Annotated in this window: 20 protein-coding genes, 6 tRNA genes and 1 pseudogene; 15 read left to right on the top strand and 12 right to left on the bottom strand. The window is 60.4% G+C overall.

What is annotated here, in order from left to right:
- Positions 1-36 precede the first annotated feature (36 nt).
- A complete protein-coding gene (locus ACTJKL_RS16800; protein ID WP_440853351.1) occupies positions 37-519 on the top strand; it encodes an Lrp/AsnC family transcriptional regulator in 483 nt (160 codons plus the stop codon).
- A gap of 181 nt (positions 520-700) precedes the next feature.
- Entirely contained in the window at positions 701-1,867 is a 1,167-nt protein-coding gene (locus ACTJKL_RS16805) for a BCCT family transporter (RefSeq protein WP_440853352.1), read from the top strand.
- A gap of 549 nt (positions 1,868-2,416) precedes the next feature.
- Here the strand turns inward: ACTJKL_RS16805 and ACTJKL_RS16810 are convergent.
- Both ACTJKL_RS16810 and ACTJKL_RS16815 read right to left on the bottom strand, forming a co-directional pair.
- Complete coding sequence (locus tag ACTJKL_RS16810) at positions 2,417-2,857, bottom strand: YybH family protein (RefSeq protein ID WP_440853353.1); 441 nt, start codon at positions 2,855-2,857, stop codon at positions 2,417-2,419.
- 189 nt (positions 2,858-3,046) lie between these two features.
- Entirely contained in the window at positions 3,047-3,211 is a 165-nt protein-coding gene (locus ACTJKL_RS16815; protein ID WP_018095026.1) for a hypothetical protein, read from the bottom strand.
- Positions 3,212-3,306: 95 nt separating this feature from the next.
- Here ACTJKL_RS16815 and ACTJKL_RS16820 point away from each other — a divergent pair, with 95 nt between their 5' ends.
- Complete coding sequence (locus tag ACTJKL_RS16820) at positions 3,307-4,101, top strand: class I SAM-dependent methyltransferase (RefSeq protein ID WP_440853411.1); 795 nt, start codon at positions 3,307-3,309, stop codon at positions 4,099-4,101.
- Between the two features lie 172 nt (positions 4,102-4,273).
- Here the strand turns inward: ACTJKL_RS16820 and ACTJKL_RS16825 are convergent, their stop codons facing one another.
- The 6 genes from ACTJKL_RS16825 to ACTJKL_RS16850 all read right to left on the bottom strand — a co-directional run bounded on the left by ACTJKL_RS16825 (position 4,274) and on the right by ACTJKL_RS16850 (position 7,560).
- Complete coding sequence (locus ACTJKL_RS16825; protein ID WP_440853354.1) at positions 4,274-5,518, bottom strand: calcium-binding protein; 1,245 nt, start codon at positions 5,516-5,518, stop codon at positions 4,274-4,276.
- Between the two features lie 363 nt (positions 5,519-5,881).
- A tRNA-Arg gene (locus ACTJKL_RS16830) sits at positions 5,882-5,958 on the bottom strand.
- A 17-nt stretch (positions 5,959-5,975) separates the two neighbouring features.
- Positions 5,976-6,281 (bottom strand): ETC complex I subunit, encoded by a 306-nt coding sequence (locus ACTJKL_RS16835; RefSeq protein WP_003530925.1) that lies wholly within the window; start codon positions 6,279-6,281, stop codon positions 5,976-5,978.
- A 52-nt stretch (positions 6,282-6,333) separates the two neighbouring features.
- Positions 6,334-6,410 (bottom strand) — tRNA-Pro (locus ACTJKL_RS16840).
- Positions 6,411-6,490: 80 nt separating this feature from the next.
- A complete protein-coding gene (locus tag ACTJKL_RS16845) occupies positions 6,491-6,982 on the bottom strand; it encodes a DUF192 domain-containing protein (RefSeq protein ID WP_440853355.1) in 492 nt (163 codons plus the stop codon).
- On the bottom strand, positions 6,982-7,560 hold the full coding sequence (locus ACTJKL_RS16850; RefSeq protein WP_003530922.1) for a cold-shock protein: 579 nt from the start codon (positions 7,558-7,560) through the stop codon (positions 6,982-6,984). The genes ACTJKL_RS16845 and ACTJKL_RS16850 overlap by 1 nt, the downstream gene beginning before the upstream one ends.
- Positions 7,561-7,756: 196 nt before the next feature.
- On the opposite strand from ACTJKL_RS16850, the gene ACTJKL_RS16855 reads away from it, so the two are divergent.
- The 6 genes from ACTJKL_RS16855 (at position 7,757) to ACTJKL_RS16880 (ending at position 10,822) form a co-directional block, all read left to right on the top strand.
- Entirely contained in the window at positions 7,757-8,197 is a 441-nt protein-coding gene (locus ACTJKL_RS16855; protein ID WP_018095031.1) for a VOC family protein, read from the top strand.
- Between the two features lie 391 nt (positions 8,198-8,588).
- Positions 8,589-9,902: a D-Ala-D-Ala carboxypeptidase family metallohydrolase gene (locus tag ACTJKL_RS16860; RefSeq protein WP_440853356.1), complete on the top strand. Its 1,314-nt coding sequence runs from the start codon at positions 8,589-8,591 to the stop codon at positions 9,900-9,902.
- A 161-nt stretch (positions 9,903-10,063) separates the two neighbouring features.
- Positions 10,064-10,139 (top strand) — tRNA-Glu (locus ACTJKL_RS16865).
- 216 nt (positions 10,140-10,355) lie between these two features.
- Positions 10,356-10,431, top strand: a tRNA-Glu gene (locus ACTJKL_RS16870).
- Positions 10,432-10,488: 57 nt separating this feature from the next.
- Positions 10,489-10,563, top strand: a tRNA-Glu gene (locus ACTJKL_RS16875).
- A gap of 183 nt (positions 10,564-10,746) precedes the next feature.
- Positions 10,747-10,822, top strand: a tRNA-Glu gene (locus ACTJKL_RS16880).
- Between the two features lie 73 nt (positions 10,823-10,895).
- Here the strand turns inward: ACTJKL_RS16880 and recJ are convergent.
- The 4 genes from recJ to ACTJKL_RS16900 form a co-directional block, all read right to left on the bottom strand.
- The gene (gene recJ, locus ACTJKL_RS16885; RefSeq protein WP_440853357.1) at positions 10,896-12,698 is read right to left on the bottom strand and encodes a single-stranded-DNA-specific exonuclease RecJ; all 1,803 of its coding nucleotides are present in this window, start codon (positions 12,696-12,698) and stop codon (positions 10,896-10,898) included.
- Between the two features lie 129 nt (positions 12,699-12,827).
- Positions 12,828-14,150, bottom strand: coding sequence for a homoserine dehydrogenase (locus ACTJKL_RS16890; RefSeq protein WP_100673182.1), 1,323 nt, complete (start codon positions 14,148-14,150; stop codon positions 12,828-12,830).
- 80 nt (positions 14,151-14,230) lie between these two features.
- Positions 14,231-15,448 (bottom strand): LL-diaminopimelate aminotransferase, encoded by a 1,218-nt coding sequence (locus ACTJKL_RS16895; RefSeq protein WP_010969423.1) that lies wholly within the window; start codon positions 15,446-15,448, stop codon positions 14,231-14,233.
- Between the two features lie 123 nt (positions 15,449-15,571).
- On the bottom strand, positions 15,572-15,877 hold the full coding sequence (locus ACTJKL_RS16900; protein WP_018095035.1) for a hypothetical protein: 306 nt from the start codon (positions 15,875-15,877) through the stop codon (positions 15,572-15,574).
- 211 nt (positions 15,878-16,088) lie between these two features.
- On the opposite strand from ACTJKL_RS16900, the gene phaC reads away from it, so the two are divergent.
- The 6 genes and pseudogenes from phaC (at position 16,089) to ACTJKL_RS16930 (ending at position 25,287) form a co-directional block, all read left to right on the top strand.
- Positions 16,089-17,924, top strand: coding sequence for a poly(3-hydroxyalkanoate) polymerase subunit PhaC (phaC, locus tag ACTJKL_RS16905; protein ID WP_440853358.1), 1,836 nt, complete (start codon positions 16,089-16,091; stop codon positions 17,922-17,924).
- Between the two features lie 20 nt (positions 17,925-17,944).
- On the top strand, positions 17,945-18,664 hold the full coding sequence (gene sfsA / locus ACTJKL_RS16910) for a DNA/RNA nuclease SfsA (protein ID WP_440853359.1): 720 nt from the start codon (positions 17,945-17,947) through the stop codon (positions 18,662-18,664).
- A gap of 28 nt (positions 18,665-18,692) precedes the next feature.
- Entirely contained in the window at positions 18,693-19,532 is an 840-nt protein-coding gene (gene map / locus ACTJKL_RS16915) for a type I methionyl aminopeptidase (RefSeq protein ID WP_003537051.1), read from the top strand.
- Positions 19,529-20,173: pseudogene (locus ACTJKL_RS16920) on the top strand (JAB domain-containing protein); the annotation flags it as partial. The gene map and the pseudogene ACTJKL_RS16920, both read left to right, overlap by 4 nt.
- Positions 20,174-20,363: 190 nt before the next feature.
- Positions 20,364-21,605 carry a tyrosine-type recombinase/integrase gene (locus tag ACTJKL_RS16925; RefSeq protein ID WP_440853360.1) on the top strand — a complete coding sequence of 414 codons (1,242 nt, stop codon included), beginning with the start codon at positions 20,364-20,366 and terminating at the stop codon, positions 21,603-21,605.
- Positions 21,606-21,894: 289 nt separating this feature from the next.
- Positions 21,895-25,287, top strand: a complete 3,393-nt coding sequence (locus ACTJKL_RS16930) for a TM0106 family RecB-like putative nuclease (protein ID WP_440853361.1) — start codon at positions 21,895-21,897, stop codon at positions 25,285-25,287.
- Positions 25,288-25,361: the final 74 nt, after the last annotated feature.

Here is a 25,361-nt window from a genome sequence, read left to right on the forward strand (position 1 = left end):
CCTATTTTCTGCAGTTCCTCTCGGGTTTTGTGTCACATGATCGAATCTCAAGCCAACGTCGATGGATTCGATCTGAAGATTCTGACGGCTCTGCAAAAGGATTCGAACCTCTCGCAGCGCGAACTGGCCGAGAAGGTAGGGCTGTCGCAAAATGCCTGTTGGCGCCGTCTTCAGCGGCTTCACTCGATCGGAATGATCCGCGGGTCCCATAGCGATATAGATATCGGCGCCTTGGGCCTCGATCTCATCGTGTTCGTGATGATTCGCACCCGACATCACTCCAAGGAGTGGAGCGACGGCTTCAGGGCACATGTCGAGAGACTTCCCGAAGTGATCGACTTTTACCGCATCGGCGGAGAATGGGACTACCTGATCAAAGTCGTCACCAGAGGCATGTCCGGCTATGACGCCTTTTATCAGAAGCTCATCACAAATTTCGACCTCGCCACGGTGACGGGCTTTTTTTCGATGGAAGCGATCATCAACAACCGTCCTGTGGATTTGACACGTCTCCGGTGAGCCTCTCGAATTGCGGACTTTCAGGGCCATTTTCGATCGCTTGCGGCTCGAAACGGCTGCGGTGCGCGTCGTTCACGATTAGCGCCGCGTCGTTCATGGACATTTGAAACCGGCATGCTTGTGGCCTCATGCCGCTCCCGCCGATCGGATGCGGCGGGACGACAAGAGGGGGAGATCTGCCGTGAGCTACATCATCAGCACCGCCTATGCGGCGGTCCTTCTCAGCGCCGTCTTCGTGATCGTCCGCTGGGGCAATGTCTACTGCCGCGGGCAAACGCCCGTCGGCATATACACCTTCGTGGCGCTGCTGTTCACGGCTGGTCTCGATATGGGCCTGGTCATGCTCCCCCTGACCGAGTTTCCCACCTATGCGGCCGATAGCGCCTATGGCTTCACCAATCCGCTCGCCATCGAGTTCGGCATGTGGGGACCATTGGTCTGGATGATGTACTTCCTCTCGGCCTTCTATTTCGTGGTGCTCGAACCGCGACTCAAGATCTTCGAGATCGCGGCCGTCAAATGGGTCTACAATCTCACGGTCATCGCGACATGCGCGTTCACCTGCTATCTCTTCCTCACGGCCTTGCCGAGCTATATCGAGGGGATCTCGATGCCGGCGCGCTGGGCTATCGTCGTCGCCGTCATCGCGGCGTCCGTCTATTCGAGCAGCAACGTCAATTTCATGAAATGGCTGGCGGTCACCTCGACATGGATGTTCGTGACCCTGGCTTTCGCGGCCCTTTTGGCAGCCGCCTTTTTCTACAGCAATACAGGCCTCGGCGGGCTCGTATCGAATGTGGGCCTGCTGTCGGACTATTTTGCCAACTTGAACCGCTTCGTCAGTCCGATCACAGAATATCACGAGTTCTACCTCTTCTGGTGGTTCTCCTGGAGCATTATGATCGGCCAGTTCGTTTCCATGTTCGTCGGAGGGCTGAGGACATGGCGGCTGGCGGTTGCCATGATCCTCCTGCCTTCGATCCCCTTGGCGGTGTGGTTCGCGGTGCTTTACATCTATTTCCAGCAGCAGATCGTCATTCCGACGTGGTTGAACTGGTTCATGGTCACGGTCGGCATCATCTTCGTCGTGAATTCGCTCGACTCCCTGATCCGTCTCTACGGACTTAATCTCGGCTGGACGAAATCGCGGCTCGGCGCGAGAGCATACTACCCGCTGCACTTCCTTCTTCAGCTCGGCCTGGTAATGGCCTACCAGTTCACGCCGTTCAGGATCGAATGGGTGGGCGTGATCGTGATCGGCATTTACGCGGCGATCTACGCGCTCATTTTGCGCCACCACGTTCATGTTCGGACGGCATTGAACGAGGCGCGGAGCACGGCCGCCTAAGGCTAGGGCCCTTCCAGGAGAGATTTGCTCGGCCGTGCTTTCGAGCAACTGGTGGAAGAGCGTCAGGTACCCAACTGCGGCGACCAGGCGGAGATACTGAAAAAACTGACGCTGCATTCCTGAATGCCGCGCGTGGCAAGCGACCGGCCGGGACGGAACGCAGCCGTCCGGAGCATTCGCGGGATAACTGTGTGCCGTCCGGTGTCGAGATGCCCGGTTGCGGAGGAACAGGCCTGATTCAAATAAAATTAACCGTGACAGGCATCGGTGACCTTCTTCGTCGATGTTTGCCCCGGTTTGCTCGCATTCAGCTTGCCATGATGGGGGATGGATAAAGCGGGACTCGCCTTTCTGGTGCTCATACTCGTGCTCATCTCTATCGTGATGAGCATACTTGCCGTCGAGCGGGAACCGGAGGCGCCGCCTACCGGGTCGATCATCGCCCCGGCGGTCGGAACCCGTCGTGGCTGCCGGCGGCCCCAAAGAAGCCGAAGGCCATTTGCAAGATAGTTCACTATCCCTCTTGGCTTCCCGGGAGACGTGGATCTGTCAGTTGAAGGTGTGCACTCTGAGTTTCAGGCTGCCGTCTGCCTGTTTCTCAAAGACATGGGTTGCCACCCCAGCCCATGGCTGATCGGCACCTTTGGCGTCTTTGCCCTTGGCCGACCATTTCGCTGTGCCGATCAGCAGGTTGCCCTCGCCTTGCGCCTCGATCAATTCAAGCTTGTGACCCGTCACGCCCATGCCGAAGATTCCGCCAAAGAATTTCTCGACGCCGGCGGGCCCCTTAATCACGTCATGGGTGGCAGGCAAGAATATAGCGTCGTCCGTGTAGAACGCCGCGATGGCTTTTGCGTCCGCATTGTTGAATGCTGCGTCCCACGCCGAGTAGGCGGCCTTTATGTCGTCGCCGGGGTCGGCCTTGGCAGAGGCGAGCGAAAAGAGGCAAATGCCGAACGCGACGAACATGGCAGTCAGAAGTCTAGCCATGGCATCCTCCCAAAAGGATGGCGGCATGGAATATAGATGCCGTCTTACAGAAGAATACGCTCCGATTGTCGGGGTGTTAACCTACCCATTCGGGTGGCGATGATTGGGCTGATTTCGAAGCAGGGTCGCTGGGCCGTCGGCTTCCTTTGTGACCGGATAAGGTCGAAGCCTGCCCCAACGAAGCGCCGCTTATGGCATGCTCGGCGGCGCGATGAACTGGTAGTACGCCCACACCAGGACCAGCCCGGCTATAACGGCAAGCCAGGTAAGCGCCTTCCGCCGCACTGGAGCGACCGCTCTCGGCTGCGGCTTCGATTTCCGTCGCTCAAATTTAATGATCTTGTCGTCGCTCATGTGGTCCTCTTCTCAGCGGTGGACGTAGTATCATACTGTTGCCGGCTCGTTCGAAACAAACATGGACAAATCGTATCCCCAAAAAGGAGCACAGCGTGACCCAGTTATCGGAGGCGGACGTTGCGGCCCGATGGAACGACAATGCCGATCAATGGGCACATGATGTTCGACAGGGTTACGATACCTATCGAGACCTATTCACGCTCCCGGCATTCCTGGCCTTCCTTCCCTCAATCAGCGGCTTGGACGTGATCGACTTCGGCTGCGGCGAAGCTTCCAATACGAGACGGTTCGCCGCAATGGGCGCTCGCATGACCGGCATCGATCTTTCGGAGCAGATGATCTGCCATGCTCGCGCTATTGAAGAGCAGCAGCCGCTCGGCATCCACTACGCGATTAAATCTTATAGCCAGAACACCGGTTTCGAGGATGCCTCCTTCGATGCCGTCGTCTCAACCATGGCATTGATGGATGGGCCGGACTTCCCAGCCGCCATGCGGGAGGCATTCAGGTTGCTGCGCCCCGGCGGGTTTATCGCCTTCAGCATCCTGCACCCCTGTTTCATCACTCCCGGGTTGCGATGGCAGAAGGAGGGCGACGGGAGGGCGACGGGGCTGGTGGTGTCGCGCTATTTCGATCAAACCAATTTCGTCGAGAGATGGCGCTTTGGCGACCGACCGAGCGACGATGACGTCGTGCCGTTTGAGGTGCCACGCTTTCCCCGCACTATCGGCGAATATCTCAACGGCGTCGCTGATGCCGGGTTTCGTATCGTCGAAGTCCGCGAGCCGCAGCCGACGGCGGAGGCATGCGAGCTCGCACCTCGTTTCATCAGATGGCGCGATCTGGCCGCATTCCTGCTCATGATCCGGGCCGAACGTAGTGCGTGACAGGTCACGCGCCCTTGCAATCGGACGGATCGCTAGAGAGCCCAGCTATCCAGCCATTCTCGTTGCCGCAAACGAACTTCGGCGGGGACCTTTGTCAATGCTGGAGAAATCTGGGATGCGTCACAGACGGGATCGAAAGAGGGCCGCTTTGGCGGCACCCCCTTTTGAGTGCTTATGCAAAGATGAAGTCTGCGCTCGAGAAACTGGTAGCGGTGATAACGCCGTTCTGATCGTCAACGAGAACTGAAAACTCGCGTCCACCGGAATCAAAGCCCTTCACCAGCACGTCACCGCCAGCGGTATCGTACGCGTAGATCGTACCTGCCGCGCCAGTATTGGAATACAATTTAACCCCAAGCTTCTCGATGACAAACATGTCGAGACCATCCTGAAAGTCCATCACCGAATCCCGATCAGTCAGTACCGTCGGCCCTCGAAAGACAAAGCGGTCGGCGTCGGCTCCGCCCCAGAGTACGTCCCTTCCCCCATCGCCGGAGATTGTGTCTTCGCCAGCGTCGCCATAGAGGGTGTCATTTCCCGCCCCGCCGACCAGGCGATCATGACCGTTGCCGCCACTCAGATCATCGTCGCCGGCGCCGCCTGTGAGAATGTCATCTCCGTCATCCCCGAACGCCCGATCGTTGCCCGCCCCCACGGAAATTCTGTCATTGCCTCTACCGCCATACGCTTCATCGGTCCCCCCTTCCGAATCCAACACATCATTGCCGTCGCCGCCGTCCAGGTAATTGTCACCGTTACCGCCATCGACGATGTCGTTTCCGCTCCCGCCGTACATACGGTCGTTCCCCGACTGGCCCTTAAGGGCGTCATCGCCGCCTTCGCCATAGATTATATCATTGCCTGCGCCGCCGCTGACCGCCTGCTGCGTCAATTTCCCAGTTGCAGGGTTCACGCGGTTATTGAAGCCGTCATTTCCCGCGCCAGCGAAGATGATGTCGTCACCATCACCAGCATCAATATACTCTTCGCCATTGCCACCGTGGATTACATCGTTACCACGGCCACCCAGAAAGTGGTCATGGCCTTCACCGCCATGCAACGTGTCGTTACCATCTCCACCATCGGAAATGTCGTTTCCTCGTCCGCCAAAGAACGTGTCGTTCCCAGCCCCACCTTTGAATCGATCGTCGCCATCGCCACCTTCGGCATAGTCATTCCCGGCGCCGCCCTCGATATAGTCGTTGCCATCGCCACCGTAGAGTTTATCGTCGCCGAGACCGCCGTAGAGATAGTCGTTGCCGGCGCCGCCCTCGACATTATCGTGGCCATCGCCACCGTAGAGCTTATCATCGCCCTGCCCGCCGTAGAGATAATCGTCGCCTGCATAACCCCAAATCTCGTTGTTGCCAAAAAGACCACGGATGATGTCGGCCAAGCTTGTTCCGCGTAAAAGCATTCTATCCCCTCCGGGTGGGCGACGGCGGAGCGCTCATGACGTAAGTAAGCATAGCGCTACCTGCCAAGTTTCTAAGGCCTCAAACCGAAAGAGACTATTCGGGCGGATGGACTAGACCACTTGGTTGATATGGCCAGTCCTGATTTGCGGACAGAGTCCTATAGCCGCCGACGAGAGCGTAACGGCTCATGAGTTGATGGCGATGTAAGGCTGGGCTCGACTTGCAATGGCCGAGATCTACACGAAAGAAGCGGAAAAAAAGCGCCAAGGCAGCCTCGGAATGCCTTGCGAACAGAATGTAGGTCGCACCTATGACCCCGACCGGTCGCACCTGAACGAGAATCAATGACTTAGAGGGTGGTTTGGCGACCCCTGCAGGACTCGAACCTGCGACAACCTGCTTAGAAGGCAGGTGCTCTATCCAGCTGAGCTAAGGGGCCGTCTAAGCACGTGAGCCTCAATGGGTCCAGGGCTGCATCCGGTTGAAACGGAAATTGTCCGAATAGGAAACATTCTTGCGAGCCGCATCCTTGGGCGCGATCACGCGATACTCGATGCCGTTGCGCTCGGCATAGGCGATCGCCTGCTCAGCACTCTCGAAGGTCAGGCGAACCTGCTGCCGGGTGTCGGCGGAACTCGTGTAGCCCATGATCGGGTCGATCGTGCGCGGTCTTTCCTGATCGAACTCCAGCACCCACAGATGCGTCTTGGCCTTGCCGGACTGCATTGCTGTCTTTGCGGGGCGATAGATCTTCGCGGACATTGTTCTTAACAGCTCCCGTTGACCAAGAGATCAATGTTTTCACGTGATTGGATGGTCGGAGTGGAGAGATTCGAACTCCCGACCCTCTGGTCCCAAACCAGATGCGCTACCAGACTGCGCTACACTCCGCACCACGAAGGCGGAGATACACGCTTCGCCCTGCGGCTGCAACAGCAAATTTCGAGGCTGGCGCGGAGCCGGCGAATGCTTCAGTTCGCCCGCTCCGCTGCCGGAAGTCCCGCGCCTTCGAGCCTGTCGCCGGGGCTGATGCCGAGTCGCTTCACGGTTCCGGCGTTAAGCTCGAGCACGTAGGCCACCGGTTCCCTGGAATCGATAATGGCTTCGGAATGCGGAACCGCGTTCTCATGGATGGTACGGATGACGCCGTCATGCGCGATGAAGAGCATGTCGAGCGGCAGATAGGTGTTCTTCATCCACATCATCACCGGCCGCGTCTCGCCGAAATCGAACAGCATGCCGTGATCCGGCGCCATCTGCCGGCGATACATCAGCCCCTGCTCCCGCTGATCCGGCTGGGTCGCGAGCTCGACGGTAAGGTCATGCGTGCGTCCGCTCGCCGTTATCAGCCGCACCCGCTCCTTTGCAAAGGAAACCTCGGCCATGGCCGAGGCAACGAGCAGCGACAACAAAAAAAGCGCCGTCAGGGCGCTTCTTGCAGCTATGCCGACGACTCCGGGCATCAGTGCGACCGCGTGGTCGGCGTCGGCCCGTCGGGATGGATCTCCGCAGCCATCAGGCCCTTCTCCCCGTCCCCGAAGCGGCAGAGTACCACTTGGCCGGGCCTCAGCTCCGTCAGGCCAAAGCGGCGCAGCGTTTCCATATGCACGAAAATGTCTTCGGTGCCCTCCCCGCGCGTCAGGAAGCCGAATCCCTTGGTTCGGTTGAACCACTTCACGAGCACACGTTCGAGGCCGCTCGTCGGTGTGACTTGAACATGCGTTCTGACCGGTGGCAGCTGGGAGGGGTGAACGGCCGTCGATTGGTCCATCGAGAGGATGCGGAAGGCCTGGTAGCCACGATCCCGCTTCTGAATGAGAGCGACGACCCGGGCACCTTCCAGAACGGTCTGATATCCGTCGCGTCTGAGGCAGGTCACATGCAGCAAAACGTCCTGCATGCCGTTGTCCGGAACGATGAAGCCGAATCCCTTGGCGACGTCGAACCACTTTATGACCCCGGTAATTTCGATGAGATCAAGCGCGTCGTTACCGAATTCGCCATTATGGATGACGTCTTTCGAAGATGTCCTGTCAGCCATTCTCGCAGCCCCTCGTTACGCGCAACACTTCGATACGGTTAACTGATTCTTATGGGCCAGAATAACATCGTCCCGCTGCGCGTGTGCAAGCCCCTCGACATATTTTGACCTGAGACGTTTATAGGCATGCAGCCTTGCGTCTGGCTTGCCGTCGCCTCACTATACGCCATCTTCCACGAAACAGGGACATTCTCCAATGCGGTATCTGCATACGATGGTTCGCGTCAAAGACCTCGACCAGGCTCTTCATTTCTATTGCAAGCTTTTCGGGCTCCAGGAGATTCGCCGATACGACAACGAGAAAGGCCGCTTCACGCTCGTTTTTCTCGCGGCGCCCGGCGATCTCGACCGCGCCAAGGGGGAAGCCGCGCCCTGCCTGGAGCTCACCTATAATTGGGATTCCGAGGAATATGCCGGCGGGCGGAATTTCGGCCACCTCGCCTATGAGGTCGACGACATCTACGCGTTCTGCAGGGATCTGATGGACAACGGCGTTACGATCAATCGCCCGCCGCGCGACGGCCACATGGCCTTCGTCCGGTCGCCGGACGGCATCTCGATCGAGATCCTGCAGAAAGGCGAACACCTGCCGGCTCAGGAACCCTGGGCTTCCATGGCCAATACGGGTGTCTGGTAAGCCTCGCGCAATTGCCACCGGCTAATCGTCAGCCGTCGCCGGTCCTGCCGAGCGGCGCGGCACCGGCGGGCGCAAGAGGATCAATAGAACAGCGGATGATCTTCGGGCCCGGCTATTGCCGGGCTTTCGCTTATATTTTGCGAAGCTGAAATAGGTTGGTGCAGGTTTACAAAACACGCGGCGTTCATTACCTTGCCGCGCAGACGTTGAAACGGGGCTCTGCTTCGTCGTCACTTGCGGGGATAGCCCTATACTTGCCTGACCTTTCCCGTGGGGAGCCTAGCGCCCTCCGCGTGAAATTGTTGTGCCGTTCCGGAGCGTATCCGGAATCGGAACGTGTTGTGTGCGGGGTGCAAAGCAACCCGCATGCACGGAGAGCGGGGAAAAGGCGTTGCAACATCTGGAACCAGGATACAGTCTCCTGACGATCGGACGCGCCGCAGCATTATCCGTATCGCTTCTGGCACTGGCTAGCTGTGTGTCGGCAGTCGCCGACGATGAGACGATCAGCCCGCACAATTCCCAACAGGTGGCGGAAGCAGCGCCGGCCGCATCCGAGGAGACGATGCGGGACGAGCAAGAGGCTGGCGCCGGCGCGACGGCGCAGGTGCCCGACGGTGAAGCGGGCCAGAACAGCGCCGCCATGCAGCCCGGTCTGGCCATGCGGGGCACTGCGCTGCGCGCGACAACATCGAGCATCTACGGGCAATCGCCGCCAGGACCGTCCGCCGAGGCGCGGCCGGACCCAAGCAGCCAGCCGACGGCAGCACCGTCGGCCGTCGCATCGCCGACGATGAATGCCAAGGCCAATAGTCTCTTCAGCAACGGACAGTCCGAGGCTCAACCGGTGATTCAACCGCAACAGGGCGCGGCAGGCGAAGCTCCCGCGACAAACGAAGCGATTGCTGCCGCAACGCCGGCAGCCACCGGCGAAAGCGATACGCCCGCGGCCGTTCCATTGCCTTTAAGCGCGCAGGCCGCATTATCAGGTGCTACGGCGGCCGCCCTGAAGCCGGTCGAAGTCGCCTCGCGAACGCCGGCGAATGCCGCCCAGCCGGCGGGCTCCGACCACGGTGAGAAAGAGACTCAAGAGACGAAGAAGACCTGGAGTCTCGCAAGCCTGTTTGGGCCGAAGCGCAGGGAAAAACAGCGGGCCGAATCGACACGCGCTGTGCCGGCAGGCGAGAAGAAAACGATTACCGCAAGCAATGCGGGACAGCCGCAGGTCGCTTCCCTCGCCTATACGTCACTGCCCGGCGTCAATATGAACCCGCTCTTCAGCATGGAACACGAAGCGCACGAGGCTGACGAGGACGACGCGCCCGTGGAAGTGGCGAACCTCTCGGGCCTTGCCCGACTCACGCCGAGCGGCCTCATCCTGCAAACGGAGAAGGTGGAGACAGGCTGTTTCAAACCGCAGCTTCTCGACATCCTGAAGACGGTGGAAGGTCATTACGGCCGCAAAGTCATGGTCACCTCGGGCCTGCGCGCCATCAAGGTCAACCGCAAGCGCCAGTCCCTTCATACGCGCTGCGAGGCGGCGGACATCCAGGTGGCGGGCGTCAGCAAGTGGGAGCTCGCGAATTTCCTGCGCAACGTTCCCGGCCGGGGCGGCGTCGGCACCTACTGCCATACCAACTCCGTCCATATCGACATCGGTCCCCAGCGCGACTGGAACTGGCGCTGTCGCCGTCGCAAAGGCTGATCGGCGATCGCTCCCTGTTAACAAGGCCCATCGTGATCAGCAGTGATTTTTCCCGGAAAAAATGAAAACTGCCACTTGCGGGAATCCGAAGCCCTCTCTATAAGCCGCCTCGTCTTACAGCGACTTGCGTCTTTTCAGATGCGCAAAGGTTGCTGCAGCAGGCGCCCATCGTCTAGCGGTCTAGGACGCCGCCCTTTCACGGCGGAAACACGGGTTCGATTCCCGTTGGGCGTGCCATTTTCTCTCTTATACTTGTGGATACTTCGCCTTGTATGTGGATGGGACGTCTTTGCTTTGCGTCACCATAGGATCGAGTTGACCTGCGCGGATCTCTTGCCGAAAAAGCAAAATAATCGCCTCTGATCACTTGCATGAATCCGATGCCCTCTCTATAAGCCGCCTTGTCTTACAGCGACTTGCGTCTTTTCAGAGGCGCCAGGCTTGCTGCAGCAGGCGCCCATCGTCTAGCGGTCTAGGACGCCGCCCTTTCACGGCGGAAACACGGGTTCGATTCCCGTTGGGCGTGCCATTCCACCTCTTTTCTATTTCATGTTTTTCATAGTATGGTGCTGATCGTCACCAGCAGGCGCCCATCGTCTAGCGGTCAGGACGCCGCCCTCTCACGGCGGTAACACGGGTTCGAGTCCCGTTGGGCGTACCATTTCCTCACCTTGCGCGCGCAGCATTTCGCTTCCGAACAGCGCTTGCGTCTGCACCCGCTCTTTTCCCAGGAAAAATCGAAATTTACCGCCCGCGGTCTCTTGCGAGAATCCGAAGCGCTCTCTATAAGCCGCCTTGTCTTACAGCGTGTGCGCCTTTCAGACGCACAAAATCGCTGCAGCAGGCGCCCATCGTCTAGCGGTCTAGGACGCCGCCCTTTCACGGCGGAAACACGGGTTCGATTCCCGTTGGGCGTGCCATTCCTCTTCAAAGTCTTTAAGAAAAGTCCGTAAGTCTCTGAGTCCGCTACACCCGTTCGCTCCGCCTCGGCGTTTAATTTGCTTTCGCCGCGTCCGTCACGCGCAGTTGAACCTTGCGTGTCCCCTGCCACAGATCCGCTGACACGGAACCCGCGACATGAACGGTGGCGCCGCGGTTGCCGAGCAGGAAATCGCCGAGCGGCGTCTCCGTCGCGCGGAAGGCGATGCCTTCCATGCGGCTGCCGTCCTGCCCCTCGAGCGTCACCTTCACGTGGTTGGCCCCGACCTGACGGCTATCGCGCAGTCGATGTTGCGGGAAGGCAAAGAGCGGCTGCGGATGGCCGGAGCCATAGGGTCCCGCCTGGTCGAGAAGATCGACGAGGTCGAGCGTCGCCCCGGCCGCTGCCAGTGCGCCATCGACCTTGAGCGTTTGGACGGCGACGAGATCGCGAACGGCAGTTTCGGCGCGCTCTTCGAAGAATTGCCGAAGCTGGCCGAGCTTACCGCGCTCTACCGTCAGCCCGGCGGCCATTGCATGTCCCCCGCCTTTGACCAGCAGGCCGTTGTCGACGGCCGCACGGACGAGCCGCCCCATGTCGAAACCGTTGATCGAACGGCCGGATCCGGTTCCGCGGCCGTTCGGATCGAACGCAATCGCAAAAGCCGGCCGGCGGAATTTCTCCTTGATGCGTGCCGCAATGAGGCCGACGATCCCAGGGTGCCAGTTCTGCCGGGCAGTGACGATCACCGACGCGCCCTCGCCCGTTCCGTATTCCGCCAGCACCTCGGCTTCCGCCTCCGCAAGCATCGCCGCCTCCATCGCCTGGCGATCGCGATTGAGTTCATCGAGCTGGGTGGCGATGATTTCCGCCGCCGCGGCATCGTCGAGGGTCAGCAGACGACTGCCGAGCGCAGCGTCGCCGATTCGCCCGCCGGCATTGATCCGCGGGCCAAGCAGGAAGCCGAGATGATAGGGCGTCACGGGTCCGCCGATCGCCGCCTTGCGCAAGAGTGCGGCGAGACCCGCATTGCCCATGTGCCGCGCGGCAAGCAAGCCCTTGACGACATAGGCCCGGTTCAGGCCTTTGAGCGGAACCACGTCGCAGACGGTCGCAAGCGCCACCAGGTCGAGCAGCGACAGGAGGTCGAAGGATGCCGCGCGCGGGTCGCCCCTGAGGCGGAGCACGCGCAATGTATTGACCAGTACCAGATAGACGACGCCCGCAGCGCAGAGATGGCCCTGCCCCGACAGGTCGTCCTCCCGGTTGGGATTCACCAGGGCGTGACACGGCGGCAGCACCGAGCCGACCTGATGGTGGTCGATGACCACGACATCGGTCCTGCGCTCTGCCGCCACCGCCAGGGCTTCATGGCTCGTCGAGCCACAGTCGACCGTGACGATCAGTTCGGCGCCCCGATCGATCAATTGATCGATCGCCTGCGGGTTCGGACCGTAACCCTCGAAAATGCGGTCGGGAATATAGATCTCGGCGGTGATATCGAAATGCCGCAGGAAACGCGCCATGAGCGCGGACGAGGCCGCACCATCGACATCGTAATCCCCGAAGATCACCACCTTCTCGCGGCGACGAATGGCATCCGCGAGCCGCTCGGCCGCCTTGCGGCCGTCGGTCAGGGTGTCGGGGTCAGGCATCAGTGCGCGCAACGTCGGCTCGAGGAATGCCGAGGCGTCGTCCAGTCCGACGCCGCGCCCGGCAAGCACGCGCGCGATGAGTTCGGAATAGCCGTGGATCTGACTGATGGCCAGGGCACGGTTCTGGCCCGCCTGATCGAGGCGCGATACCCAGCGCTGACCGCTGACCGAGCGTTCAACGCCGAGAAATGCCCGCTGGATCGGATCCGCCAAAACGTCCATCTGTCTACCCGCCCGAAGTCCCTCCGTTCTTAGCGAAGATTTCGGCACTGAAAAACCGGCGTGGGTGCAGTTCGGCCCGCAAGTCGCCGGTCGCAGCGGCTTCTCAACAGATTTGATGAGGACGCGCGGTCACCAGGCCTTCGGACGCTCGATCCTGATAACCTGCGGCTCGCCGACGAGATAGCCCTCGCTCTTGATCGAGACGATCGCTTTGCGGACGGAAGCCTCTGATGTCGCATGCGTGACGAGGATGATCGTCTTCGGCTCGGCCGGGTCGGCATAGTGCTTGGAATGCTGCATGATCGATTCCAGCGAGATGTCGTTTTCCGCCATGTGCTTCGCCACATTGGCGAAGACGCCCGTGCGGTCGACCACTTTCAACCGGATGAAATAGCCGCCCTCATGGCTCTGCATCCGGGCGCGCTTATAGGGCAACAGCGCCTTCGCCGGACGGCCGAATGCCGGCACGTGCTGCGCGCCGGGTCGGCTCTTGGCGATGTCGGCGATATCGCCGAGCACGGCCGATGCGGTCGCGTCCCCGCCAGCGCCCGGGCCCACCATCAGAAGCTCTCCAAGAATGTCGGATTCGATCGCAACCGCATTGGTCACCCCGTCGACCTGCGCGATGACGGTGTCGTGAGGTACCATGGTTGGATGGACGCGCTGCTCTATGCCGCTATCGGTTCGCTGGGCGACTCCGAGAAGCTTGATGCGGTAACCGAGGTCGGAAGCCGCCTGGATATCTTCGATCGAGATGTTGGTGATGCCCTCGAGATAGATGTCGTCGGCAGCAATCGCGGTGCCGAAGGCAAGGCTCGTCAGGATCGAGAGTTTGTGCGCGGTGTCGTTGCCCTCGATGTCGAAGGCCGGATCGGCCTCGGCATAGCCGAGCCGCTGAGCCTCCTTGAGGCATTCCTCGAAGGAGAGACCCTCCCTCTCCATCTTCGTCAGGATGTAATTGCAAGTGCCGTTCATGATGCCGTAGACGCGCGAGATCGTGTTGCCGGTCATCGACTCGCGAAGCGCCTTGATGACGGGAATGCCGCCGGCGACCGCAGCTTCGTAATTCAGAAGTGCGCCATGCTTCTCGGCAATTTCCGCCAGTTCGACACCATGTGCTGCCAGAAGCGCCTTATTGGCGGTCACCACATGGACGCCGCGCGTGAGCGCCGCCTTCACGCAAGAATAGGCCGGGTCTCCGGCGCCGCCCATCAGTTCGACAAAGACGTCGATGTCTGCTTCAGACGCCAGGGAAACTGCGTCGTCGAACCAGGCGATGTCCGAAAGCTTCACGCCCCGATCTTTCGCCCGGTCTCTTGCCGCTACGGCCGTAATCTCGATCGCCCTGCCGCATGTGGTCGCCATCGTCTCATGACGATCCTGGAGAATCCGCACGAGCGAGGCACCGACGGTCCCCAAGCCCGCAATGCCGATTTTGAGGGCATCTGCCATAGCAAGTTCCTAACACGTAGAGGCGCCCCGCCAGACCAGGCGGGGCAATTTGGGTGCGGAAACGGGCACAGCCCGGCTCCTTACCGATGTGCGTTGAGCGAGATGACGTTGTGCATCGTCTCGTCCGCCGAAGAAAGGAAGCGCTTGATATTGCGCGCGGCCTGGCGGATCCGGTGTTCGTTCTCCACCAGAGCGAGACGAACATAGTCGTCTCCCTGCTCGCCGAAGCCGATACCCGGAGCAACGGCGACATCCGCTTTCTCGACGAGAAGCTTGGAGAACTCGAGCGAGCCGAGATGGCGGAACTTCTCGGGGATCTTCGCCCAGGCGAACATCGTCGCCGGCGGCGGCGGAACCTCGAAACCGGCCTTGCCGAAGCTTTCCACCATGACGTCGCGGCGCCGCTTGTAGATGGCGCGTACCTCGGCGATATCGCTGCCGTCACCGTTCAGTGCCTGCGTTGCAGCTACCTGGATCGGGGTGAATGCGCCATAGTCCAGATAGGACTTCACGCGCGTCAGCGCCGCGATCAGTCGCTCGTTGCCGACGGCGAAGCCCATGCGCCAGCCGGGCATGGAGAAGGTCTTCGACATCGACGTGAATTCGACGGTCACATCGGTTGCACCCGGCACTTCCAGAACCGAAGGCGGCGGCGCGTCGTCGAAGTAGATTTCCGAATAGGCGAGATCCGACAGCACGATGATGTCGTGCTTCTTCGCAAAGGCGATGACATCCTTGTAGAAATCGAGCGTGGCGACCTGCGCCGTCGGATTGGACGGGTAGTTGAGGATCAGCGCCAGCGGCTTCGGGATCGAGTGCCGGACCGCACGCTCGAGCGGCGGGAAAAAGCTCTCGTCCGGCTCGACCGAAATCGAGCGGATGACGCCGCCTGCCATCAGGAATCCGAAGGCGTGAATCGGATAGGTCGGATTCGGGCAGAGGACGACGTCGCCGGGTGCGGTGATGGCCTGCGCCATGTTGGCGAAGCCTTCCTTGGAGCCGAGGGTCGCGACGACCTGCGTCTCGGGATTGAGCTTGACGCCGAAGCGGCGTGCATAATAGGCGGCCTGCGCACGGCGCAGCCCGGGAATGCCCTTCGACGACGAATAACGATGCGTCCGCGGGTCCTGGACGACTTCGCACAGCTTGTCCACGATTGACTGCGGGGTCGGAAGATCCGGATTGCCCATGCCGAGGTCGATGATGTCAGCACCGGCCGCTCGCGCGCTCGCTTTCAAACGGTTGACCTGTTCGAAAACGTAGGGCGGCAAACGCCGGACTTTATGAAACTCTTCCATCTCCAGACCTCATTTGGCGCGCGTCTTTGCAGCCCTTGGGCTCTTCGCTCGACATGCGCGGGGTGAACGGCCGCCATCGCGGCCATTCAACGCTTTGCGGCCAAAACACGAGAAAGGCAAGCGCTAATTCTCGATCTGTTTCAGCGTGTCGGCACCGTGCTGCTCGGCCAAAAGCTGCAATTCCTTCAGGCGACGCCGGTACTCGGCTTCGGAGATCGCGCCGGACCGGCGCTGCCCGGCAAGTGCGGTCAACTGCCCCTGCATGTTCAGCGCCTCCTCATTGGTCATCTGCTGCATGGCGGCGGGCTTTTGACCGTAAACCGAAGGATAGGTGGCAAGGTCCGCCGTCGAATTGCAGCCCGCGAGCACGCCTGCGAGAATCAGTGCGGACATCCAAGAAAGCGAACGCTGTTTTCCGACGGCAAGCATGCTGGCGATGACCTCTGTTTCTGCGGCGCAACGATGCGCTACAGCGCCGCGCGTCTCCCGGGACGCACAAAGGTCGCTGTAGCACTTTGATCTGCTGCATGTTTTTGTCCTTCGACCGGCTACGATCACGGGAACATGCAGTAGCCCTTGTAATCATTTTCGGGCAGAATGTAAAAATACAAAACAAACAAGATGCTGTGGAGGACGCCGGGTGACAGCAGAGAAGGCTGAGGGCGCTACGGGCTTTGCCGGCTTCGACCCGAAATCTGTCGAGCCCTACATCGTCAAGGATCCCGAAAGCCTGGCCATCAACATGGCTCGTGCGGCAGAGCAGCTCGGAAAAGCCGCTTCTGCATGGCTCGCCCCGCGCGAAGCGGGCGAGAAGACCGATAGTTTCGCCGAGCCCGTCTCCGATATGGTCAAGACGCTTTCCAAGGTCTCGGAATACTGGCTCTCCGACCCCCGGCGGACACTCGAAGCCCAGACTCATCTTCTCGGCAGCTTCTTCGATATGTGGTCGCGGACGCTCCACCGCATGGCCGGCGAGGCCGTGGAGGACCCGGCTAACCTTCAGCGCAACGACAAGCGCTTCGCCGACGAAGACTGGGTGAAGAATCCGTTTTTCGACTTCATCCGCCAGGCCTATTTCGTCACCTCCGACTGGGCGGAGCGCATGGTGAAGGACGCCGAGGGCCTTGACGATCATACCCGCCACAAGGCGGCCTTCTACGTTCGCCAGATTGCCAGCGCTCTTTCCCCGACCAACTTCATCACGACCAACCCGCAGCTCTATCGCGAAACGGTGGCTTCGAGCGGCGCCAATCTCGTGAAAGGCATGCAGATGTTGGCGGAAGACATAGCCGCCGGGCGGGGCGAGCTTCGGCTCCGCCAGACGGACACCAGCAAGTTCGCCATCGGAGAGAACATCGCGATCACTCCGGGCAAGGTGATCGCGCAGAACGATGTCTGCCAGGTGCTGCAATACGAGGCGAGCACCGAGACCGTGCTGAAGCGGCCGTTGCTCATTTGCCCGCCCTGGATCAACAAATTCTACGTGCTGGACCTGAACCCGGAGAAGTCCTTCATCAAATGGGCAGTCGACCAGGGCCACACGGTCTTCGTCATCTCCTGGGTAAACCCGGACGAACGCCATGCCTCCAAGGACTGGGAAGCCTATGCACGCGAAGGGATCGGTTTCGCGCTGGATATTATCGAGCAGGCAACCGGCGAGCGTGAAGTCAATTCTATCGGCTATTGCGTCGGCGGGACGCTGCTCGCCGCCACCCTGGCGCTCCATGCCGCGGAAGGCGACGACCGCATTCGCTCCGCGACGCTCTTCACCACGCAGGTGGATTTCACCTACGCCGGCGATCTCAAGGTCTTCGTGGACGACGACCAGATCCGCCACCTCGAAGCCAACATGAGCGCCACCGGCTACCTCGAAGGCTCGAAGATGGCGTCGGCCTTCAACATGCTCCGGGCTTCGGAACTGATCTGGCCCTATTTCGTCAACAATTACCTCAAGGGCCAGGATCCCCTGCCCTTCGACCTGCTCTACTGGAACTCCGATTCGACGCGAATGCCCGCGGCCAACCACTCTTTCTATTTGCGCAACTGCTATCTCGAGAACAGGCTCTCCAAGGGCGAGATGGTGCTTGCCGGCCGCCGCGTCTCCCTCGGCGACGTAAAGATTCCGATCTACAATCTCGCGACGAAGGAGGACCACATCGCGCCGGCAAAGTCGGTTTTCCTCGGCAGCAGCAGCTTCGGCGGCAAGGTGACCTTCGTGCTCTCCGGCTCCGGGCACATCGCCGGTGTCGTCAACCCTCCCGCCCGAAGCAAGTATCAATACTGGACGGGAGGCGCGCCGAAAGGCGACCTCGAGACCTGGATGGGTAAGGCGAAGGAAACGGCCGGGTCGTGGTGGCCGCATTGGCAGGGCTGGGTCGAACGGCTCGACAAACGGAGGATCCCGGCGCGCAAGGCCGGAGGTCCGCTTAATTCCATCGAGGAAGCGCCCGGCTCCTACGTGCGCGTGCGCGCCTGACCGCAGAGAGTGCAATCCCCTTGAATTTCCCTCGCCCGCTCGTCCCTGCGACGCTTGTGCAGCGTTACAAACGCTTCCTCTTCGACGCTATTCTAGCCGATGGAACGGCAATCACGGGTTCATGCCCGAATACCGGCTCGATGCGTGGCCTGACCACACCGGGCTCGCCGGTCTGGCTCTCGGAACACGACAGTCCGACGCGCAAGTATCGCCACATGCTGGAGATCGTCGAGGCGGACGGCACGCTGGTCGGCATCAACACCGGATTGCCGAACCGGATCGGCGAAGAGGCGATCATGGCCGGACAGGTGGGCGATCTTCACACCTACGGCACGCTCCGGCGCGAGCAGAGATACGGCCGCAACTCCAGGATAGATATTCTGCTTAGTGATGCGGAAAAGGGCCTCGCCTATGTCGAGGTGAAGAACGTCCATTTCAGCCGCGTCCGCGGTCTCGCCGAATTCCCGGACAGCCCGACCCAACGCGGTGCGAAACATCTCGAGGAACTGGGCGATATGGTCGAGGCGGGACACCGCGCGATCATGCTCTATCTTATCCAGAGAGGCGATTGCAGTCGCTTCCGCATATGCCGTGAGCTCGACCCGGTCTATGCTCGTGCTTTCGAAAGGGCGAGCGCACGCGGCGTCGAGGCCTATGCGGTCAAATGCGCGGTATCGCCGGCGCAAATCCTGGCGGCAGGACCGATCGTAGTGGACGAACCGGTCCCTGCTGTTTTATGAAAATCGCCTGAAACAACGGAAATCTGGAATGGTAACTTACATCGAGGCCGACGCGGCTCCCTACAAGAACACCGGTGTCATTCGACTTTACGGGCCGGAGGGGTTTGAAGGCATGCGCAAGGCCTGTCAGGTGACCGCGCGCTGCCTCGACGAGCTCGTGGCGCGCGTGAGCCCGGGCGTGACCACGGACGAGATCGACCGCTTCGTCTTCGAGTTCGGCATGGACCACGGCGCGCTCCCTGCAACCCTCAACTATCGCGGCTACACGAAATCCTCCTGCACCTCGATCAATCACGTGGTCTGTCACGGCATCCCCAACGACAAGCCGCTGCGCGAAGGGGACATCGTCAACATCGACGTGACCTATGTGGTCGATGGGTGGCACGGCGATTCAAGCCGGATGTATCCCGTCGGAGAGATAAAGCGTGCCGCCGAGCGCCTGCTGGACGTAACGCATGAATGCCTGATGCGCGGCATAGCGGCGGTTCGCCCGGGCGCGCGCACGGGGGCAATCGGCGAGGCGATCCAGGCCTATGCGGAAGCCGAGCGTTGTTCGGTGGTTCGCGACTTCTGCGGTCACGGCGTCGGCCGGCTCTTTCACGACGCGCCCAATATCCTTCACTATGGCAGCGCCAATGACGGGCCGGAGCTCAAGGAAGGCATGATCTTCACGATCGAACCGATGATCAATCTTGGCCGCCCGCATGTGAAGGTCCTCTCGGACGGATGGACGGCGGTTACGCGCGATCGATCCCTGTCGGCCCAATATGAACACACGGTGGGCGTCACGGCGGACGGCTGCGAGATATTCACGCTCTCACCGGCCGGCCTCTTCAAGCCCGGCATTCACGTCGCGGGCGACGCGTGACGAAGACCCCGCCCGCCGAACCCGACGACCTTTTCGACGCCGCGGACGAACGCCGGTTTTTCCAGCAGAAGCCGCCCCGCGAGAGCCACGCAACCGCGCCGGCGCCGGCAACCGATACGCACTATCACGGCCATCGGGACCGCCTGAGAGCCCGCTACCGCCAACACGGGGATGCGGCGCTGGCGGATTACGAACTCCTCGAGCTCATCCTCTTCCGCCTCATACCCCGCCGCGATACCAAGCCGATCGCCAAGGCGCTGCTCGACCGCTTCGGCACGCTGGCTGGCGTCTTCGGCGCTCCCTTGCACCTCCTTCAGGAAGTCAAAGGCGTCGGAGAGTCCGTCGCGCTCGATCTCAAGCTCGTCGCGACCGCCAGCCACCGCATGCTCAGGAGCGAATTGCGCAACAAACAGGTTCTGTCCTCCTGGAGCGCCGTGATCGACTATTGCCACGCGGCGATGGCGCATGAGACGAAGGAGCAGTTCCGCATCCTTTTCCTCGACAAGCGCAACACGCTGATCGCCGACGAGGTTCAGCAGCAAGGAACGATCGACCACACGCCCGTATATCCCCGCGAGGTGGTCAGGCGCGCTTTAGAGCTTTCCGCTACCGCCTTGATTTTAGTGCACAACCATCCCACTCGCACTTTTTCACTCACGCACAATCACGCTTCTACCCATTGAATCATATATATTTTCTGGCTTGTCGTAACGCCGGATACGATGGCATATTGGGGTCGGTTTTCGGAGGGATCGAGCACCCTTCTGACCCCAGTCGGCGACCCCACAATCCCGTCTGGCGACCCCACCTCAAAGTCGATGGGAGAGCCCAGTGCCTAGCCTTACGGATGGAGAAATACGCCGCGCTCTGAAACAGGTTGAACAGAGCGGAAAGCAGCTGAGCCTCGTCGATGGTGAAGGCCACGGCACCGGCCGACTCGTCCTGGTTATGAAGCCGATGCCAACCCGCGTCACCGCTGACTGGATGGCCCAGCAATGGCGCGATCAGAAACGGATCAAGAAAAAACTAGGATCTTATCCGGCAATGACTCTGAGCGAGGCACGGAAGGTTTTCGATCGTGACTTCGCCCATATGATCCAGAAGGGCCGCAGCATCAAGATCGCTGGCGATACTCGGCCCGGTACGGTGGCTGATCTCTTCGAAGCTTATGTCGCATATCTGAAAGATTCCGGAAAATCGTCTTGGAGGCAGGCTGAAAAGGGTCTTAACAAGATTGCTGACACCCTCGGTCGCAATCGCCCCGCTCGCGACATCGAACCGGACGAAGTCACCGAACTCATCCGCCCCATCTACGAACGCGGGAAACGATCGATGGCGGATCATGTCCGAAGCCACATCCGCTCCGCCTACAGCTGGGGCATGAAATCCGAACATGATTATCGCGCAGCCTCGGCCCGGCGCTTCCGGCTCGTCTACAATCCCGCGGCCGGCATTCCGACCGAACCAAAAAACGTCGGCACTCGCTGGCTCGATGAGGAGGAATTCCTGAGGCTCTACCGCTGGCTCGAATGCCCTGATACGCCAGTTCATCCGCCTTACACCCGCGCTGTAAGAATTCTTATGTTGACTGGACAACGCGTCGAGGAGATCGCGCGACTGCATGTCGATCAGTGGGATGCCAGGGAACGCATCATCGATTGGTCTAAGACGAAGAACGGGAAACCGCATGCCATTCCAGTTCCCGAGATCGCAGCCGAACTCATCGAGTCGATCAAGCCCAACGCCCACGGGTGGTTCTTCCCTTCCGCGATGGATCCGTCCAAGCCGGTTAGCCACGGAACGCTTTACTCATTCATGTGGCGCCAGCGGAATCGAGAAGTCATCCCCCTCGTTACCAATCGCGACCTGCGCCGGACCTGGAAGACGCTTGCCGGGAAGGCTGGGCTGTCGAAGGAGATCCGCGATCGAATTCAGAACCACACACTCCAGGACGTGAGCTCCAAGAACTATGATCGGTGGAACTACATGCCGGAGAAGCGCGCTGCGATGAAAAAATGGAACGCCTTCGTTAGAACGCTGCTAAGCAAGAAGCGCTCTAAACCAGTCGCTTGATACAAGGTGCTCAGTTCCGCCCGAATTCCGGCCATGACCAGGTGACCAAGACCGCAAAAGATTGGTCGAAGTTGCAGGATTCGATATCCCACTGCCGTCCTCTCTGCGTGGACTCGAATGACCAGGAAATCTCGATCCATGTCGCATAGCTACTTCGATCGTAGTCGAACATAACGGGATTACAACACGATCGAGTCGTCCGTCGTTGTGCGTTAGACTCCGCCCGCGTAGGGCGGACTGGCAATTCGACAACTCTTAATATGCGTCCTATAGTTGCAGGATGCAGCGAATGGGCACCGAACTCATCCTCAGCGCTCACGATCTGGTCGGGCATCTGAACTGCCGTCATCTCACCGAGCTGGACCTTCGAGTCACGGAAGGTTCGCTCGCAAAGCCGGCCCGTTGGGATCCGCTCCTCGAAACCCTCAAGGAGCGAGGGCTGAAGCACGAGCACGAGTTCCTCGAGCACCTGAAAGCGCAAGGCTTCGAGGCAGCAGCGATTGCAGGCGTCGACGTTACGGACGCGAGTATCGCGGCCACGATGGAAGCGATGCACGCCGGTCGTCAGGTCATAGTACAGGCCGCACTTCGCGATGGCCGCTGGATCGGGCGGGCGGACGTACTGCGTCGGGTCGAAATGCCGAGCTTGCTTGGACAGTGGTCTTACGAAATTATCGATACCAAGCTTGCCCGCGAGACCAAGGGCGGGACAGTGCTTCAGTTGAGCCTCTACGCAGATCTTCTGAAAGCGATGCAAGGCGTCGCACCAGAGTTCGTGCATGTCGTGGTGCCCTGGTCCGACTTCGCGCCCCAGACCTTCCGCGTCGCTGACTACGCCGCGTTTTTCAGAAAGGTGCGGAAGGCTACCGAAGAGGCGACGGCTTCAGGACGCGCCGATCATTACCCGGACCCGGTGGAGCATTGCGACATCTGCAGGTGGGCGGAACAGTGCGACACTCGACGTCGAAGGGACGACCATCTATGCCTCGTGGCGAATATCTCCAAGACGCAGATCACCGAACTGCGTAATCATGGAGTGGCTACGACGAAAGCGCTGGCCGAGCTTCGTTCCCCGATGCCCTGGAAACCAGACCGCGGTTCTCCTGCGAGCTTCGAAAAGGCGAGCGCGCAAGCACGGATACAGGTGCAGGCCCGGGAAGCCGGCGAAACGCGATACGAGCTCCTCGACGTGATCCCCGGCACCGGGCTCTGTCGACTGCCTGAACCGGCAGCCGGCGACATCTTCTTCGACATCGAAGGCGATCCGTTCATCGGGGAACACGGGCTCGAGTACCTGTTCGGTTATCACTACCGCGACGAGGATAACCAGGTTGTCCGCGTTGCGGATTGGGCACTTGACCGAAGTTCCGAGAAGGCCGCCTTCGAGCGCTTCGTGGACTTCGTCACCGAGCGCCGCAGGCGATTCCCCGACCTGCACATCTATCACTTTGCGCCGTATGAGCCTGGCACGTTGAAGCGTCTCATGGGCCGATACGCCACGCGCGAAGCCGAGGTGGACAACCTGCTGCGCGGCAATGTCCTGGTCGACCTCTATGATGTCCTGCGCAATGCTCTACGGGCGAGCGTTGAAAGCTATTCGATCAAGAAGCTCGAGCCTTTCTACGGATTCGGTCGATCCACACCGCTAAGGGAAGCGAACGTTGCCCTCTCCGCGCTGCAAGTGGCGCTGGAACTCGATGACGCCCCATCGATCACGGACGCTACCAAGGCGGTGGTGGCGGCCTACAACGATGACGATTGCCGGTCGACCGAAGCCCTGCGGGACTGGCTCGAACGGCTCCGTGAGGAAGCGATCACCTCGGGCGCCGTTATCGACCGCCCAGTTGCTGAGGAAGACCGGCCAAGCGAGAGCGTTTCCGAGCGCGACGCGCGCGTCGGTGAACTTATCGAACGGCTGACACACAATGTTCCTGCCGACGTGGCGGAAAGGACAGCCGCAGAACATGGCAGGTGGATCCTCGCCCATAGCCTGGATTGGCACCGCCGCGAGGCGAAAGCAGGCTGGTGGGAATACTTCCGGCTTAGCGTTCTGACCGCGGAGGACCTCATCGACGAAAAAGCCGGGTTGGGCGGGCTAAGGTTTATCGGCACAGTAGAGAAGACAAAAAGCGGTATTCCGACCGACCGATACGAGTTTGAACTGCAGGATACAGAAATCCGGGACGACGACGAACTCCGCACGATCGGCGGAGACTCGTTCGGAAAAGTCGTCGCGGTCTCCCAGGATGCCCGCACCATCGACGTGAAGAAGACTTCGAAGACGGCAGGTCTCCATCCCACAGGCGTGTTTGCCCACACTCTGATCCGGACGCCTGAGCAGGAAAACTCACTGTTACGACTAGGCGAGTATGTGGCCGACCACGGCATAGACGGGAGCGGCTTATACCAGGCCGCGCGCGACCTCCTTATGCGTCATCTCCCTGGCCCAGCTGGGCCGCTGCACGTCGATGGCGAGGACACCCTTGCGTGCGCCGTCCGGGTCGCGCCACTGCTGCAAGGCGGGGTGCTTCCGATCCAGGGGCCGCCTGGGACAGGGAAGTCTTTTACGGCGGCGCACATGATCTGCACCCTCGTCAAACAGGGAAAGCGGGTCGGGATCACCGCCAACAGCCACAAAGTCATCCGCAACCTGATCGACAAGACGATCGAGGTCGCGAAAAAAGACGGAATCAAGATCCAATCGGGTCAGAAGCTCTCTTCGAAGGCTGAGGACACCGACGATATCCGGTTCTATAGGGACAATGCGCAGGCAGTGTCGGCGATGGCGACCGGCGATGTTCAGCTGATGGGGGCGACATCCTTTTTCTGGGCCCGCGAGGATGCCGCCGGCAGCGTTGACGTGCTGTTCGTGGACGAAGCTGCGCAGATGTCGCTTGCGAATGTGCTGGCAGTCTCGCAGGCTGGGCCGACACTCGTCCTCCTTGGCGATCCGCAACAACTGGAACAGCCCACCCAAGGTACTCACCCGGACGGAACAGGTGTATCAGCGCTTGACCACCTTCTGCGGGGCCAGAAGACGATCTCGCCCGAACAGGGTCTTTTCCTCGAGGAGACGTGGCGGCTCCACCCCGACATCACCGCCTTCAACTCGGAACTGTTCTACGAGAGCAAGCTCCAGTCAGAGAAGGCGTGCAGAGTCCAGGCCATCGCCTCCACCGGGCCGTTTACAGGAACGGGCCTGCGCTATGTCCCTGTCCTTCATTCCGGCAACCAGTCGCGCTCCATCGAAGAGGCAGTGGTGGTCGAACAAATTGTAGGATCGCTGCTCGGTTCGGAAGCGCGTTGGACGGACCGCAAGGGTGCCATCAAGCCTCTAGCTTTAGAGGACATCATTATCATCGCCCCTTACAACGCGCAGGTATTCGAAATCCAAAAACGCCTCCCCAACGCCCATGTCGGGACGGTCGACAAATTTCAGGGCCAGGAGGCCCCGATCGCGATCTACTCCATGGCCACGTCCAGCCATGCGGACGCGCCGCGCGGCATGGAGTTTCTTTATAGTTCCAACCGTTTGAACGTCGCGGTTAGCCGCGCGAAGTGCATGGCCATCCTTGTCGCGTCGCCACAGGTTTTCGAGGCTGAATGCAAGACGCCGCGCCAGATGCAGTTGGCCAATGCGTTCTGCCGGTATCTTGAGATGGCGGAAACGATCGAACTCTGACCAAGTGGTGCGCTCGCAGGCGGGTAGTGCTCCTGGGGGACACGGCGCTCAGCCGATCCAAATCGAGAGAATGC

Origin of the sequence: Sinorhizobium sp. 22678 (assembly GCF_052044265.1) — a bacterium.
Lineage (GTDB): Bacteria > Pseudomonadota > Alphaproteobacteria > Rhizobiales > Rhizobiaceae > Sinorhizobium > Sinorhizobium meliloti_A.